This window comes from Paenibacillus sp. 1A_MP2, from assembly GCF_052244825.1.
Classification (GTDB): Bacteria; Bacillota; Bacilli; order Paenibacillales; family Paenibacillaceae; genus Paenibacillus; species Paenibacillus vandeheii.
On the sequence record NZ_JBQQCS010000001.1, the window covers coordinates 2,013,862 to 2,028,557 of the forward strand.

The 14,696-nt window shown below is 48.4% G+C and carries 12 protein-coding genes and 2 pseudogenes; 9 read left to right on the plus strand and 5 right to left on the minus strand.

The window, feature by feature from the left end; all coding sequences use genetic code 11:
• Positions 1-840: 840 nt before the first annotated feature.
• A pseudogene (locus ACTWJ7_RS09990) lies at positions 841-1,766 on the plus strand (penicillin-binding transpeptidase domain-containing protein).
• Here the strand turns inward: ACTWJ7_RS09990 and ACTWJ7_RS09995 are convergent.
• Positions 1,745-2,941, minus strand: coding sequence for an AI-2E family transporter (locus ACTWJ7_RS09995; RefSeq protein WP_301878313.1), 1,197 nt, complete (start codon positions 2,939-2,941; stop codon positions 1,745-1,747). The pseudogene ACTWJ7_RS09990 and the gene ACTWJ7_RS09995 overlap by 22 nt on opposite strands.
• Positions 2,942-3,126: 185 nt before the next feature.
• Here ACTWJ7_RS09995 and ACTWJ7_RS10000 point away from each other — a divergent pair, with 185 nt between their 5' ends.
• Both ACTWJ7_RS10000 and ACTWJ7_RS10005 read left to right on the plus strand, forming a co-directional pair.
• Positions 3,127-3,843 (plus strand): polysaccharide deacetylase family protein, encoded by a 717-nt coding sequence (locus ACTWJ7_RS10000; protein WP_443145375.1) that lies wholly within the window; start codon positions 3,127-3,129, stop codon positions 3,841-3,843.
• Positions 3,840-4,526: a YkoP family protein gene (locus ACTWJ7_RS10005; protein ID WP_443145376.1), complete on the plus strand. Its 687-nt coding sequence runs from the start codon at positions 3,840-3,842 to the stop codon at positions 4,524-4,526. The genes ACTWJ7_RS10000 and ACTWJ7_RS10005 overlap by 4 nt, the downstream gene beginning before the upstream one ends.
• Before the next feature lie 110 nt (positions 4,527-4,636).
• Here ACTWJ7_RS10005 and ilvD read toward each other — a convergent pair whose 3' ends face one another.
• The 3 genes from ilvD to ACTWJ7_RS10020 form a co-directional block, all read right to left on the minus strand.
• Positions 4,637-6,322: a dihydroxy-acid dehydratase gene (gene ilvD, locus ACTWJ7_RS10010; RefSeq protein ID WP_024633084.1), complete on the minus strand. Its 1,686-nt coding sequence runs from the start codon at positions 6,320-6,322 to the stop codon at positions 4,637-4,639.
• A gap of 310 nt (positions 6,323-6,632) precedes the next feature.
• Positions 6,633-6,884 (minus strand): KGG domain-containing protein, encoded by a 252-nt coding sequence (locus ACTWJ7_RS10015; RefSeq protein ID WP_301878312.1) that lies wholly within the window; start codon positions 6,882-6,884, stop codon positions 6,633-6,635.
• Positions 6,885-6,996: 112 nt separating this feature from the next.
• The gene (locus ACTWJ7_RS10020; protein ID WP_443146358.1) at positions 6,997-7,989 is read right to left on the minus strand and encodes an acyltransferase family protein; all 993 of its coding nucleotides are present in this window, start codon (positions 7,987-7,989) and stop codon (positions 6,997-6,999) included.
• A 280-nt stretch (positions 7,990-8,269) separates the two neighbouring features.
• On the opposite strand from ACTWJ7_RS10020, the pseudogene ACTWJ7_RS10025 reads away from it, so the two are divergent.
• From ACTWJ7_RS10025 to mgrA, 6 genes and pseudogenes are all read left to right on the plus strand, one after another.
• Positions 8,270-9,234: pseudogene (locus ACTWJ7_RS10025) on the plus strand (sugar kinase).
• A gap of 86 nt (positions 9,235-9,320) precedes the next feature.
• The gene (locus ACTWJ7_RS10030) at positions 9,321-9,986 is read left to right on the plus strand and encodes a bifunctional 2-keto-4-hydroxyglutarate aldolase/2-keto-3-deoxy-6-phosphogluconate aldolase (RefSeq protein WP_024633088.1); all 666 of its coding nucleotides are present in this window, start codon (positions 9,321-9,323) and stop codon (positions 9,984-9,986) included.
• 90 nt (positions 9,987-10,076) lie between these two features.
• Positions 10,077-10,841: an alpha/beta fold hydrolase gene (locus ACTWJ7_RS10035; protein WP_079350670.1), complete on the plus strand. Its 765-nt coding sequence runs from the start codon at positions 10,077-10,079 to the stop codon at positions 10,839-10,841.
• Between the two features lie 61 nt (positions 10,842-10,902).
• Entirely contained in the window at positions 10,903-11,688 is a 786-nt protein-coding gene (locus ACTWJ7_RS10040; protein WP_079350669.1) for an HAD family hydrolase, read from the plus strand.
• Between the two features lie 22 nt (positions 11,689-11,710).
• The gene (locus ACTWJ7_RS10045) at positions 11,711-12,451 is read left to right on the plus strand and encodes an NAD-dependent protein deacylase (protein WP_079350668.1); all 741 of its coding nucleotides are present in this window, start codon (positions 11,711-11,713) and stop codon (positions 12,449-12,451) included.
• An 86-nt stretch (positions 12,452-12,537) separates the two neighbouring features.
• A complete protein-coding gene (gene mgrA / locus ACTWJ7_RS10050; RefSeq protein WP_079350667.1) occupies positions 12,538-13,545 on the plus strand; it encodes an L-glyceraldehyde 3-phosphate reductase in 1,008 nt (335 codons plus the stop codon).
• Positions 13,546-13,651: 106 nt separating this feature from the next.
• Here mgrA and ACTWJ7_RS10055 read toward each other — a convergent pair whose 3' ends face one another.
• The gene (locus tag ACTWJ7_RS10055) at positions 13,652-14,617 is read right to left on the minus strand and encodes an AraC family transcriptional regulator (protein ID WP_443145377.1); all 966 of its coding nucleotides are present in this window, start codon (positions 14,615-14,617) and stop codon (positions 13,652-13,654) included.
• Positions 14,618-14,696: the final 79 nt, after the last annotated feature.

Consider the following 14,696-nt stretch of genomic DNA (forward strand, 5'->3'; position numbering starts at 1 on the left):
CTTCTGACAATTGTGTTTGGTTTGCTTATGTTTCGTTTGGCCTGGGTTCAGATGGTTCAGGTGAATCGCACGATGCCAGGGTTTCAACGCACCGTTCGTGAAATGTCTGTTTTGCAGCGTGAACGAGGTGTTATGCTGGACACGGGGCGAGGGCAGTTAACGGATTACAAGGGGGTGCCATTAACAGGCAAGCTGGAGTGGGGGGTGGTACTTTTCCCGCATACGGATCAATCCAATCATTCATACCCATCTTCTACGGCGCATTCAGGAATTAAGGAACTGGCAGCATTACTACATACAGATGTGAAGTCGTTACAAAAGGAATGGAATCAAGGAAATGCACCCCATTTCTGGACAGGAGGTACAGACCAGCCGATCACGTTGACCGATTCTCAGCTTACTCGACTGCGTGAATTGAAGGCAGACGGAGCGAGTGTGTATCCCATAATGACGCGTTATGGACAAGGCGCTACGGGCATGCAATGGTTAGGTTATCTTGCTGAACAGCCTGGATCTATCCATGGGCATCCGCGTCACAAAAATGAGGTGAAGCAGCCTTTTGCCATGAAATCTGGAGCAGCAGGGCTGGAAAAAACATTGGAACCTTTATTAATGGGAATAGGCCCCACCCTCGTTTCACGTATGGTTACAGGCTCAGGAGAGGTTATCCCCAGTATCCAGCCGCGCGTCATCGCACCCTCCAATACACACTATCCTTTGCGTGCGGAGACGACAATCAATATCGATTTACAGCAAGGGATAGAGCAGATTGTGAAGAAATCCGGGATGAAGGAAGGATCTGTCGTTGTACTGGATGCGGCCAGCGCAGACGTGCGTGCCATGGTTTCCGCGCCGTTCTATAACCCACAGCATGTAGATCCCCAACAAACAGCTTGGGCGAATCGTGCCGTACAGGGGGCTGTACCGGGTTCCATATTCAAAATCATTACAGCCGCGGCCGCGCTTGAATATCACGTTGTATCCAAAGGAGAGACTTTTCATTGTGGTGGAGAATGGGGAAATATGGCCTGTCCTGCTGGAAGGAACATGGGCATGGCACACTGAATCTGGAGCAAGGGTTTGCCGAGTCCTGTAATATTGTATTTGCTGAAACCGCCCGTCGGCTGAGTATGGAGCAGTTGGAGCGTACGGCGGATGCTTTGGGATTGGCACGTCCGATTGGCTGGGAGGGAAAACAGGTCGCCGGAATGCCCGTGCTGCATCATTTTGATCACGAAGATGCAGGACGAGTGAGGCTGCCATCCGTTTCCCCTCAAGATGAGGGAGCGAAAGTACAGACTGCTATCGGTCAGCGCGACGTCCTGGTGACCCCGCTGCAAGCAGCCAATCTGATCGTTACGCTCTTGCATGAGGGCAAGGTGACTGCACCACGCCTCGTTCAGCGTATCCGGTATGCCGACGGTGATACGATGTTGGACATGCCGATGCATGATTCACCTTCTTCAGCAGGACGGATCTCTCCAGCTACGGCGCATCAGCTGTTGTCCTGGATGAAGAAGGTAGTCAGTGACGGAACGGGAAAATCCCTGCAACATGCACGGTGGCAAGTGGCAGGGAAGTCAGGTACAGCACAGGTACAGCAGCACGGAGAGAAACGTAACCATCAATGGTTCATTGGATATGGACCTACCGAGAAACCCCAATATGCTGTAGCTGTCCTTGTCCAAAATGTGGCTCCAAGCAGCCGTCATCAAGCAACGGCGATATTTAGGAAAGTGATGGACTATCTGGCTGAATCCTCATGATCCCCGGAAGAAGCAGGTTCCTGTACCGAAGGCTCAGCTTTCATTCCAGCGGTGGCGCTGACCGGTGTGTCCATCACTAACGGGGATGATTCGAATTCATCCTTCGGCAAGTGAATCCATTGCTGAAGATATCCTTGTTGCAGCAATTCTTTGAGCAGAATCAGCAGCACCGGAGACAACACCACACCGGCCAGACCGAAGACAGAGAGCGAGATCAGCATAAAGGAAAGCATCAAGTAAGCGGAAGAGACTCCGATTGAATTACCCGATATTTTCGGCTCCAGCAGTTGGCGTGTCAGCATGGTTACAGCAAGGACCACAATTAAGCCAATCGCAAGGCTGCTATTCCCCACAATGAACAGATACACAATCCACGGAATGAATATGACAGGAACACCTAACAAAGGCACAAGGTCAAAGACGGCACAGATGGCTGCGATGGTGAAGGCATTGGCAGTTCCCAGTATCAACAAGCCTGCATAAATCAATACAAAAGTAATCAGCATCATCAACATCTGGGCCTTCAAATACGAACGGATCGTCTTGAATACATGATCTCGCATAAATTCAAGAGCCAGCTTCAATGTTTTTGGCGTTTTGGCCCGGGCAAATTTACGCCAGGATTCAATCTCGATACTGAGAAAGAACGCCAGAATAATGGCAATCCCGAAATTGGTAATAAAGGAAGAAAACGAACTGAGAAAACCGATGACGATTTGTGCACCACTGGTTACCCATTTGGACAGGAATCCGGTCAGTGTAGCAAAATAGTCATTCACTTTCTCGGTTATTCCGTCAGGTAAAGCATCGGACTTGTCCTGAATGAAATAAACCAGATTGGTGAATTCACGCTGAATCATCTCGATATAATAAGGGAAGTTATCCTGCAAATTAGAAATTTGGGATACGATAATTAATCCCAATCCAAAAAAGGCAGCAACAATAACCGCAAGAAACAATAAAACCGAAATGGCAGCGCCCAGTGTTTTGGGCAATCCTTTGCGATGCAGGAATCTTGCCAGGGGTTCGATCATCCAATACACTATAAATGAAAGAAAAACTGGCGCAGCCAATTGATATAATCGACTGAAACCGTACATGATAAAGTACACGGTTAATACGAGCAGCGCAATGTCAAAGACGGTGCGCCCGTACTTTTTGTAAAGCGGCAGCATGGGCAGGGCTCCTTTGTAGTCGTTAAGGTAAAAATTAGGATGCATTTATTGTACACGATAGCTTTCTTTTTGGGAAAAGAGGATTCAAGAAAAGGCTGAATTATGATAAAATTAAAGGCGGTTTATTTTGGTTAGTGCTATATTATGGCACGGTAATTCAGCATGAGAAGCGGGGAGTTTGTAGCATGACAAATTTACTTCAGAGCATATTACTGTGGTTATTGTACATTTCATCGTTTTACGCCTTTATTCCGAGTTTAGTTAGCAGACTTTTCGGTTTTCGTGTGTTCAGGCGCGGGAGAAGTGAGAAGGAGTTTTCCTTAACTTTTGATGATGGGCCAGATCCGGAATACACACCTAGATTGCTTGATTTATTGCGTCAGTATGAGGCGAAGGCAACGTTTTTTGTAGTCGGGGAGCATGCTGCCCGTCATCCCGAACTGATTCAGCGCATACATGAGGAAGGTCATCTTCTCGGAATTCATAATTATATTCACAAAACCAATTGGTTAATGCGTCCGCGTACGGTTCGAGATCAGATTCAACGAACAGGGCAGATTATTCAGGAGGTAACGGGGGTAAGAACTTGTTATTATCGTCCACCTTGGGGGATTATGAACCTGTTTGATTTTTTCAGTAAAAAAGATCGCCGAATTATCCTCTGGTCATCCATGTTTGAGGATTGGAGAAGCAGTGTGGGCGTTGAGAAATTGACGGAACGAATGTTGAAGGAGCTAAGGGGCGGAGAGGTCATGCTTCTGCATGATCGAGGGACTACCCTCGGCGCTGATGCACACGCGCCGGAGCAGATGCTCCAGGCGCTCGAAGTCGTATTGCAGGAGGCCGACAGGCAGCGATTGCATAGTGTACGCATCGATACGTTGATGGGGGCGTTACGGTGAGCGAACCTAAAAGTACAAGTCAGCCACAAACGCATTTGTCCTTTTGGAAACGGATGGTTGTTGCGCTATGGCTAGGCTGGGAGAAGTTGTTTCATTGGGTATACCATCTGCGAACAGCTTCGCCGGAAGACCCTTTGCTGCACTATCGCTCCCGTGTTTACCATGGAGCATTGGTTGAAATGAACGACGGTCATGTGATTCGTAACGGAGATCCGGTAATTGAACTTCATTTTGATAATAAAAAATTATTCGATTTGGGTATGACTTCACGCTCAAGCATGCATTTGGCCATTCGTATGATTCGGGCTATGGAGCAGCAGCTTCCTGATTTGGCCCGACAGGTAACACTTGAACCTGAACTCCGTTCAGCCAAGGCTCTATACGGTGTGAGCATGATTAACCGGGGGCCGGAGAAATTTGGATTTACGGTTCGGGAACTGGCTCCTGGGCCGTTCAGCTCTGCATCCAAAGTGTATCTGAAACTTCTGCTAAGTGTCATTCATCCGGCTGGAACGAAACGTTTGAAGCAGCGCTCCGAACAATTGGTTCCCAAAATGATTGCCATGCCGCTTGATGTGCTGCTGGATCGGTATGGACAGCACGCATTGGTGGCTGCGACGGCGGAACAGTCCTCTGAGGAATTGTTGGTTCCTGAACAGGATCTTGTACCTGAACACAACTAAAAGCGAAACGAATAAAACAAAAGGGTTGCTCTCGGCCGAAGTCGGCTGAAGAGCAACCCTTTATTTATGTTTCCCGATAAGGCAATTCATCGGATATCCTTACACTTGAATTAGATACTCAGTACGCCACCATTGCTTGCATTCGTTACCAGTTTGGAGTAACGAGCGAGGTAACCGGTTTTTACTTTTGGTTCAAAGCCTTTCCAACCTGCACGACGACGTTCGAATTCTTCGTCACTGATATGCAATTCGATGATACGGTTATTCAGATCCAGTTCAATGATGTCTCCTTCTTCGACAAAAGCGATTGGACCGCCTTCAGCAGCTTCCGGAGAGATGTGTCCGATACTGATTCCGCGAGATGCGCCAGAGAAGCGTCCGTCGGTGATCAGACCGACTTTGGCACCAAGGCCCATACCTACGATCTGGGAAGTAGGCGCGAGCATCTCAGGCATACCTGGACCGCCTTTTGGTCCTTCATAACGGATAACGACAACGTGTCCTTCTTTTACTTTGCCATTCGCAATGCCTTCAAGCGCTTGTTCCTGGGAATCAAAGCAGATAGCAGGACCTTTGTGATATCCGCCAACCGATGCGTCAACAGCACCGACTTTGATGATAGCTCCTTGTGGTGCAAGGTTACCAAACAATACAGCCAAGCCGCCTTTTTCGGAATGCGGGTTGTCCAGATGGTGGATGACATTCGTATCCTGGATTTCTTGTCCTTCAACGTTCTCACGGATCGTTTTACCGGTTACCGTAATGCAGTCACCGTGAATCGCACCTGGTTTCTTAAGCAATTCGTTGAGAACTGCACTTACGCCACCCGCATTGTGCACGTCTTCAATGTGAAGATCGGAAGCAGGAGCAAGTTTCGCCAGATGAGGAACGCGGTTGGCAACTTCGTTGATGCGCTCGATTGGGTATTCGATACCTGCTTCATGAGCCAATGCCAGCGTATGAAGTACCGTATTCGTAGATCCGCCCATAGCCATATCCAGTGCAAAAGCGTTGTCGATAGCTTCTACAGTAACGATATCACGTGGTTTCAGATCCATTTTAATGAGTTCCATCAGTTGCTTAGCAGATTGTTTAACAAACTCACGACGCTCAGGAGCAACAGCCAGGATGGTTCCGTTGCCTGGCATAGCCAGCCCCATCGCTTCAGCCAGACAGTTCATGGAGTTCGCTGTGAACATACCGGAACATGATCCACATGTCGGACAACCGAATTGTTCAAGCTCAAGAAGGCTCTTGTCATCGATTTTACCTGCTTGATAAGCACCTACGCCTTCAAATACGGAGGTCAGGGACAGAGCTTTACCATTGCTGTCACGACCTGCCTTCATAGGTCCACCGCTGACGAACACGGTTGGGATATTACAGCGAAGCGCACCCATCATCATACCTGGTGTGATTTTGTCACAGTTCGGGATACATACCATGCCGTCGAACCAGTGTGCAGATACAACCGTTTCCACGGAATCCGCGATAATGTCACGGCTTGGCAGCGAGTAACGCATACCAATGTGTCCCATGGCAATTCCGTCGTCAACTCCGATGGTGTTGAATTCGAATGGAACGCCACCGGCTTCACGAATAGCATCCTTAACAATTTTACCGAATTCCTGTAGGTGAACATGGCCGGGCACGATATCAATATAAGAGTTACATACGGCAATAAATGGTTTGCCAAAGTCCTCTTCTTTAACGCCCGCTGCGCGGAGCAAACTGCGGTGCGGTGCACGGTCAAAACCTTTTTTGATCATATCGGAACGCATCTTCTTGGCTGACATGGTGTATTTCCCCCAAATTTATAATATTGAGCAACATGAATGGAAATATAAATGGCAGTGCATCTGTCGTTTAATTTCATCCGTACTCTTAAAAATAGACCAGTGATACTGGCTTCGAGCTTCCCGTAGTTTATGAAACTCTTTGCTGCTTTAAACCCGTGAACAACCCGGTTTTTCTATAGAGTCTATCACAACCGTCGTTATATTTCTACAATGAATAGAAAGAAGCTTCAATCCATTAGTGGAATGAAGCTTTCTTGATTTGATGCACTCTCTCGGGTGTTCTTTCGCCGCTGCCCATGGGGATAGGCTAACTGCTTCTGCCTTTGCGTCCAATCTCCCGGTAGAATTCTTTATTATGTGTTTCGGAAGTTGCTTCTCCACCTTTGCGTCCAATTTCCTTATAGAACTGAGAATCGTGCGCATCTGAAGTCGCTTCTCCACCTTTTTTACCTATCATTTGGTAGAAGCTGCGATCATGATTTTTGGAGGTGGCCTTGCCACCTAATCTACCCGCTTCCTCGCGACTCATTTTGTGTTCAGACGTCTGTGGGCGTGCCATTACAAATCACTCCTTATATCATAAGTAGATTGTTGTAGCGCGTATTCCTACTTACCACAACATTTCCAGTATGAAACAAGTTGAATCTGATGGAGAGGAGCAGGATTTCAGCTCATCTGAACCAGGATGCTGAGCGTTTCAATCCCCCCTGACGATTGAGGTGAAAGCGGGAAATATCGGGCTCTATGAGAGGACGAAAGGCATGACGGACGGCTGGATGAGCCAGCGTTATAGCGAACATTAGCGCAATGGAGACAATCACCGGAATGTACAAACTGGTTTCCATATAATTGTAAACCCCAGACCAGATGGCCAGACGAACGAGAAATCCATGTAAAAGGAACACATAAAGAGTGCGCCGTCCCAGATCGGTCAATCTGGATGTTAATGAAGGGACCCAGGCGAGAAATAATGCTCCCGATCCGATCTCAAGGGCATAGATTCCGAGTCGGTAAATTCCGGCAAACCACTCATGGTGTCCAAGCTCTGCGTAAGTCATGCTACCCAGTAACCAGCCTGGTGCAATGCTGAGTCCTCCCAGTCCGATCCAACCAAGAAGAGCAGCAGACAGCGCAGCTGCAATTTTGCGGCCCCAGCCGGATCGCAAACGGGAGCGGATGGACGCTCCGTAGTCATACCCAATAACAAAGAAAGGAAGAAATACAAACGTGCGGCTGAAGCTCAGCCAGAAACCGTCAATGGGTAAATACCCGGCACATACCCCCAGCATCACGGCACCGAGCAGTCTGTATATCGGTTTCCAGGAGAGTGTAAGACGAAGCAGCAGCCGCCAGCAGAAATGACTTGCGAGAAACCAGAGCAATAAATAAGGTGCAAAGAAAGACAAACGCATATGCGGTGTGTGGAATATGGTGAAATCCGTTAGTGCATACAGGGACTGAAACAGAAGGTACTGTAATGCAATCTGCTTAAGCACATTACGGCCAGATGCACCTTGGAGTGAATGTCTGGCAAAGTAGCCGGTTACCCATACAAACAGCGGCATGTGAAACGTATATATCCACAGAAACAGAGCCTCTGCTCCTGCAAATCGTGTAATGATCGGTTCGAGAGCATTGCCCGCAAGTACACAGACAATGAGCATAAAGCGCAAGTTGTAAAAAAAGAATCCTGATCTTCGTGAATTATGGTCGGTTTGTTCATGGTGTAACCCCCTTGATAACCCTTGGCAATTGCAATCTGGTTCTGTAATAAGGGTAATATGGATATGCATCATTTATTGTGATATATTTCACAATAGAAAGCGCTATCCTTTCTCAAAACTGTGACAACAAAATGAACGCTCCGGGATTGACAACGGTTGCATAGAGGCTGACAATGGGGAAAGAAGATGAGAAATTGTAAATATAAGGAGGGGAGAGTTCATGTCGACGAATACCCGCCGAAGCCCTGAAATTGTTACGTTTGGCGAAAGCATGGGTTTGCTGACGGCTAAGGATACACGAGGTCTCGAATATGCGGCGACATTAGATAAGTCATTTGGCGGAGCGGAAAGTAATCTGGCAATTGGTGTATCCCGGCTTGGGCATACCAGCGGCTGGTTTGGCCGCCTGGGCAATGATCCAATGGGAAACATGATCATGAAGGCTATTCGTGGTGAAGGTGTAGATGTATCCCGAGCAAGGATGAGCGACAAAGAGCCCACCGGTTTGATGATTCGTGAGAACGCTTCCGGGAAAGCCTCGGTACACTATTATAGGAAGCTATCCGCTGCAAGCGCGATTACTCCTGAAGATCTGGACTCGGATTATATTGCAGGTGCGCAAATCCTTCACGTGACAGGCATCACCGCAGCAATAAGCGCGTCGGGACTTGCTACGGTTGAAGCTGCTATACATATAGCCAAGCAGGCTGGTGTGAAAGTGAGTTTTGATCCGAATTTGCGTCTTAAACTGTGGGCAGCTGAAGAAGCACGTCCAGTTCTGCTTCGTCTCGCTGAGCAGGCAGATTATTTCTTGCCGGGTCTGGATGAGATGAAGATTCTGTATAACGAAGAAGATGATCAAAAAGTACTTGAGCGTTTGTCCGCCATGAATGCAGTCTGTATCGTGAAGGGCGGCCCTGATTTGACCTACGTATTGGTGAATGGTACCTAACGGAAGTTCCGTACTTCAAGGCAGATCATGTCCTGGATACAGTCGGGGCAGGAGATGGATTCTGTGCGGGCTTTTTGTCCGGCCTTATTAAAGGATATTCTCCGCAGGAAGCAACTCGTCTCGGGAATTTGACCGGTTCCATGGTTATACAGGCTGTTGGCGATTGGGAGGCGCTCCCAACGTGGGAGCAGGTCGAGGCCAAGCTGAACAATGTAGCTCATGTTGAGCGCTAGTCGCTGCTGATATCATATATGTCTCATCTTCGTTCATTAATGTAAGGCTTGTAATACACAACCACATTGACAAGGGAGAGAATGAAATGAAGAAGCTTCAGCTGCTGCAAAAAATAACGGATAGTGGGGTTGTTGCAGTTCTGCGTGCAGATTCTGCGGATCAGGTGATCGCCATGGCTGAGCAAGCCATTGCGGGTGGTATCAAGATTATCGAGATTACGATGACGGTGCCTAGTGCCCTCAAAGCCATCGAGAAATTAAGCCGTGTATACCATTGGAACACACAGGATCCAGAGAAATTTGCCATTATTGGAGCTGGAACCGTACTTGAACCCCAGACAGCGCGTGCCGCAATCATGTCAGGTGCCGAGTTTGTTGTGGGTCCTTCCCTGAACCCGGACACGGTGAAAATCTGCAATCTGTACCGGATTCCGATTCTCCCAGGAGTGATGACCATTGCCGATGTACAACGTGCACTGGAACTTGGCGTGGATATTGTAAAGTTGTTCCCGGGCAATCTCTACGATCCGTCCATTATCAAAACGATGAAGGGACCTATGCCGCAAGCGAATTTTATGCCGACTGGCGGGGTTTCCTTGTCCAATCTGGGTGACTGGATTAAGGGAGGAGCCGTTGCTGTAGGTATTGGCTCAGACCTCACAACGGAAGCAGTGAAGACGGGGGACTTGAGTCATGTTCGCCGCAAAGCGGAACAATATATGGATGCTTACCGCAAGGCCAAGGCCGAATAGCGATGAATGATGGAGAAGGGGAGCCTCAGGAATGAAGGCTCCCGTTCTGCAAGCCGCGGCACCTGCGGAAGTACAGAAAGGTGATGAACGTTGAGAAATCGATATAATACAGGGCGCAAGAAGAGGGGCATCGGGAAGTTCCTGCTCGTTCTTCTGGCGCTCATTGTTATTGGGTGTGGGTTTGTGGCATGGAAGCTGTTCACGCCTTATGGACCACAGGAGATGGCTCAGACAGCCATGGAAACTGCAGATCAGGTGACTGTAACTGAAAAAGACAACTGGATTGATTTTGTACCGGACAAATCTGCTGGGGTGAGTGTTATTTTTTATCCAGGTGGATTGGTTAAACCGGAAAGTTATGCACCTCTTGCCCATGAACTTGCGGCAGCAGGACATCATACCATTATTGCAAAAATGCCGGTCAATCTGGCGGTGCTCAAACAGAATCTCGCCGATGATATTATTAAAGCCTATCCGGATGAACCATTTGTTATGGGAGGGCATTCTCTCGGTGGATCGATGGCGGCACGTTATGCGGCTTCCCATCCGGATGCACTTCAGGGCATTTTCTTTCTCGCATCCTATCCGGATGAAAAAGGCAGTGTGAAGTCATTGGGGATACCAGCGTTGTCCATACTGGGCACGAATGATGAAGTGGTGAATGCAACAAAGTATCAGAATGGTCGGGCATATTTGCCGGAAGATACGGTGTATTACACCATTGAAGGTGGTAACCATTCGCAGTTCGGTGACTATGGCCACCAGAGCGGTGACGGCGAAGCTGGGGTCAGTGAAGAGGAACAATTGTCCCAAACGGTTAAAACGATTGTAGGCTGGCTGGATACAATCAAATAAGCTGTCAGTTCAAAGTTGAATGGGACGAATGCATAGCAGTAAGTAACTGGAGGTGATCGGGATGTCCATGCTTCAAATCCATGGTAAGCAAGTTGCCTGCCGAGGTATTCTATTTGATAAGGATGGAACGCTGCTGGATTTCTTGCAATTATGGGGGCCTTGGGCGGAGTCTTTACTGAATCAACTGGAATCACAACTGTCAGAGCTTGGGGCCTCGTTCACGGTCGAGCGTGAGCAGGTTCTGGGTACGGTCCGCAATCGTGAAGGTCATCTAATCGGATATGATGTTCAAGGGCCGCTGGCAATTGCCACGGTGGACGAGAGTAACGGACTGCTAGCTGGGCAATTGTATGCAGCAGGCATGCCATGGAATGAAGCAATCACTACGGTCCGGCGTTTTTCCAGTGTGGCCATGCGTGAGATAAAGCAGAGAAAAATGGCCGAGCCGATGCCTGGATTAAGAGCATTTTTGCAGAGCTGCCAGGAGGCATCTATCCCCATGGCAGTCGTCACTTCGGACAACACAGCTGCTGCGGAGGAACATATGGAATGGATGGGAATTCGGTCCTATTTTACATCAATTGTAGGCAGTGACCGGGTAACCAAAGGCAAACCGGATGGAGAGGCTGCGGTTCTAGCTTGCCGGGAGTTACATATTCTTCCTGAGGAAGCTGTTGTGATCGGTGACAGCAATGGGGATATGCAGATGGGACGTAACGCAGGGGCATCCTATATGATTGGTTTCTGTCCCGAAGTCGTGGGAAGTGACTATTTGCATGAAGCTGATGACGTCATTCAGGGTTATAATGAGTTAAAGATCATCTCTGAACGTTCTTTCCAGGGATGATCTCGTAAAAGGAGGAGAGAGGATGAACGCAACAGAACAACTGGCTGCCTGGATTAAGGAAAGTTCGAACATTGTTTTTTTCGGAGGGGCCGGAACTTCAACGGAAAGCGGGATTCCCGACTTCCGCTCTGCCGCTGGCTTGTACCAGACAGAGCAGCATTCACCCTATCCACCGGAAGAGCTGCTGAGCAGACGTTTCTTCGACCAGCATGCTGATATTTTTTATGATTTTTATCGAGGCAAAATGCTTCACCCCGATGCGGTGCCCAACGGCTGCCACCGACTTCTCGCCAGATTAGAGCAGGAAGGAAAACTTCAGGCTGTCATAACGCAGAATATCGACGGGTTGCACCAGAAAGCTGGCAGCAGTAATGTCCTGGAGCTTCATGGTTCAATCCATCGAAACGCTTGTATGGATTGCAAGAGGTTCTACGCGCTGGATGACATTATTACAGCCAAAGATACGGTTCCTCGTTGTCATGCATGCGGTGGCGTAATCAAGCCCGATGTCGTGTTATATGAAGAGGAACTGGATCAGACGATATTATATCGTTCGGTAGACGCTCTGTCTGCAGCAGATTTATTGCTGGTAGGTGGAACTTCACTGACCGTGTATCCTGCGGCACAATTGATTACGTATTTTCAGGGAAAACATACGGTCTTGCTTAACGCTACACCTACGGCTTACGACCGCCGAGCTGATTTGCTGATTACTGATCCTATTGGTGAGGTAATGAATAGGGTAGACCAGCTTCTTGGTTAAGTAAGTCAACATTGTCCGAATAACCGCATTCTCCGGCATACGGACCGGGTACGAAAGGCGGAACCTGGGGAAAGAAGGGATTCATGATGGTCTACGTAGCCAGCGATGCACGCTACGAAACAATGAAATACAACCGCGTTGGACGTTCAGGTTTGAAACTGCCAGCGATTTCACTTGGGTTATGGCATAATTTTGGTGGCATTAACAATGCGGAGAACGGCCGAAATATGATTACCCGTTCGTTTGATCTGGGCATTACGCATTTTGATCTTGCCAACAATTATGGTCCGCCGGCAGGTTCGGCAGAGCAGTTATTCGGTCAGGTATTGGCACAGGATCTGAAGCCATATCGAGATGAACTCGTCATCTCCACCAAGGCCGGGTACTATATGTGGCCTGGACCTTACGGGGAATGGGGTTCTCGTAAAAACCTTGTTTCCAGTCTCAATCAGAGCTTGAAGCGCATGGGTCTTGATTACGTAGACATCTTTTATTCTCATCGTTATGATCCCGAAACACCTCTGGAAGAAACGATGATGGCGCTGGACCATATTGTTCGTTCCGGCAAAGCACTGTATGTCGGCATTTCCAATTATCCTGCAGAGCAGACGAAGCAAGCGGCCGAGATTCTCAAAGGCTTGGGTACCCCTCTGTTGATTCATCAACCTAAATATTCGATGCTGGATCGCTGGATCGAGGATGGGCTGCAGGATGTACTTCATGAGAACGGAACGGGCAGTATTGCATTCTGTCCATTAGCGCAGGGTGTTCTTACGAACAAATATCTGAATGGTATCCCGGAAGATTCACGTGCCAAGGGACCATCTGTATTCCTGAATGAGAACAATATCTCGCCAGAGACATTGCGCAAAGTACGTGCTCTGAACCAGATTGCAGCATCTCGTGGTCAGAGTCTGGCTCAATTTGCACTTGCTTGGGTATTACGTGATGGCAAGGTAACTTCTGCACTGATTGGTGCCAGTCGTCCTTCGCAGATTGAAGAGAATGTGGCTGCACTCAGTCAGTTGGAATTCTCCACAGAGGAATTAGAGCGTATTGAATCGATTCTTCGTCCCGAACCGGATCATAAATAAAGTTCAAAAGGTGCATCTTAGCCATAATGGCGGGATGCACCTTTTTTATCATTACTTTTCTATATGTATGCAAAATGCAAGAAAGCATCCTTTTCGGTATAAAGAATCATCGATTGTTAGGCGGTGCTTGGCGAGTCCCTTGTGCCTGCGGCCTCTTAAGAATGTTCTCCCTGTAGAGGCTGGGGGCTTCACCGTGGAATCGCTTGAACTGTTTGGAGAAATACAGCGCATCTGGCAGCCCTACAGAGGCAGATACCTGTTCAATGGACAGGTCAGGGCGTTCCCGCAGCAGCTGGCGCGATTTGTCGATCCGCAGTTTGAGCAGGTAGGTGACTGGGGATAGTCCGGTTTCCTGTTTGAATATGCGGGATAGATACGCACGGTTATAGCCAAGACTTGATGACATTTGCTCAATCGAGACAGGGTAGGCATACTGGGTAGACATATATTGAATCATCTGTTTTACCGTTCGACGTATTGAAGATTCACCTGGTATTAAGGTTTGGCCTTGAGAAAGGTGATTTTGTGCTTCGGCTAGAATCATATATAACGTACCCAGTGATGTAAAATGAGAGCTTTCTTTCCGCTCGGCAAAAGCCATCTGCATGACAGATAACCAATCTGAAATTCCACAAGCTGGTCCGGCATGAAAGACGGATTTCTCAGGACGGAATCCGGCTTCCTCTGCATGCTTCGCAGCCTGGCTGCCAGTAAAGGCCATCCACCGGTATTGCCAGGGATGACGTGCATGGGATTGGTAGCTCACAAGCTGCCCCGGATGAATGAGGAAACAATCTCCTGCGGATAGCTCGTAGGAATGCAGTTCAGTACGGAACGTACCGGACCCTTTTTCTACATAGTGCAATAGATAATAATCGTATAGCTTTGGTCCAAGGGCGTGACCGGGGAGGGTTTGGCTTGCACCTGCAAAGAGGACATGCAATGCCCCTTTTTCATAATAGACAGGATTGGAGGCAACCGAGTAGCTGAGTGCCCCACTTTTACCCGAGGGCTCCGGCGTGGTGCGTTCGGCTGGTGAACCCGCTGCATCTTCCATACGTTGTTCAGTCATGATGACATTCCTTTCCTTCCTTGATGTTCCATTCATTATACGTCGAAAGGTCACATTTATCCATATGGAACACACATGG

Excerpts from the sequence above, each read along its gene's own strand:
- ACTWJ7_RS09995 (WP_301878313.1), bottom strand. The coding sequence starts at position 2,941 with ATGCTGCCGCTTTACAAAAAGTACGGGCGCACCGTCTTTGACATTGCG.
- ACTWJ7_RS10000 (WP_443145375.1), top strand. The coding sequence starts at position 3,127 with ATGACAAATTTACTTCAGAGCATATTACTGTGGTTATTGTACATTTCA.
- ilvD (WP_024633084.1), bottom strand. The coding sequence starts at position 6,322 with ATGTCAGCCAAGAAGATGCGTTCCGATATGATCAAAAAAGGTTTTGAC.
- ACTWJ7_RS10015 (WP_301878312.1), bottom strand. The coding sequence starts at position 6,884 with ATGGCACGCCCACAGACGTCTGAACACAAAATGAGTCGCGAGGAAGCG.
- ACTWJ7_RS10020 (WP_443146358.1), bottom strand. The coding sequence starts at position 7,989 with ATGCTCATTGTCTGTGTACTTGCGGGCAATGCTCTCGAACCGATCATT.
- ACTWJ7_RS10030 (WP_024633088.1), top strand. The coding sequence starts at position 9,321 with ATGAAGAAGCTTCAGCTGCTGCAAAAAATAACGGATAGTGGGGTTGTT.
- ACTWJ7_RS10040 (WP_079350669.1), top strand. The coding sequence starts at position 10,903 with ATGTCCATGCTTCAAATCCATGGTAAGCAAGTTGCCTGCCGAGGTATT.
- ACTWJ7_RS10045 (WP_079350668.1), top strand. The coding sequence starts at position 11,711 with ATGAACGCAACAGAACAACTGGCTGCCTGGATTAAGGAAAGTTCGAAC.
- mgrA (WP_079350667.1), top strand. The coding sequence starts at position 12,538 with ATGGTCTACGTAGCCAGCGATGCACGCTACGAAACAATGAAATACAAC.
- ACTWJ7_RS10055 (WP_443145377.1), bottom strand. The coding sequence starts at position 14,617 with ATGACTGAACAACGTATGGAAGATGCAGCGGGTTCACCAGCCGAACGC.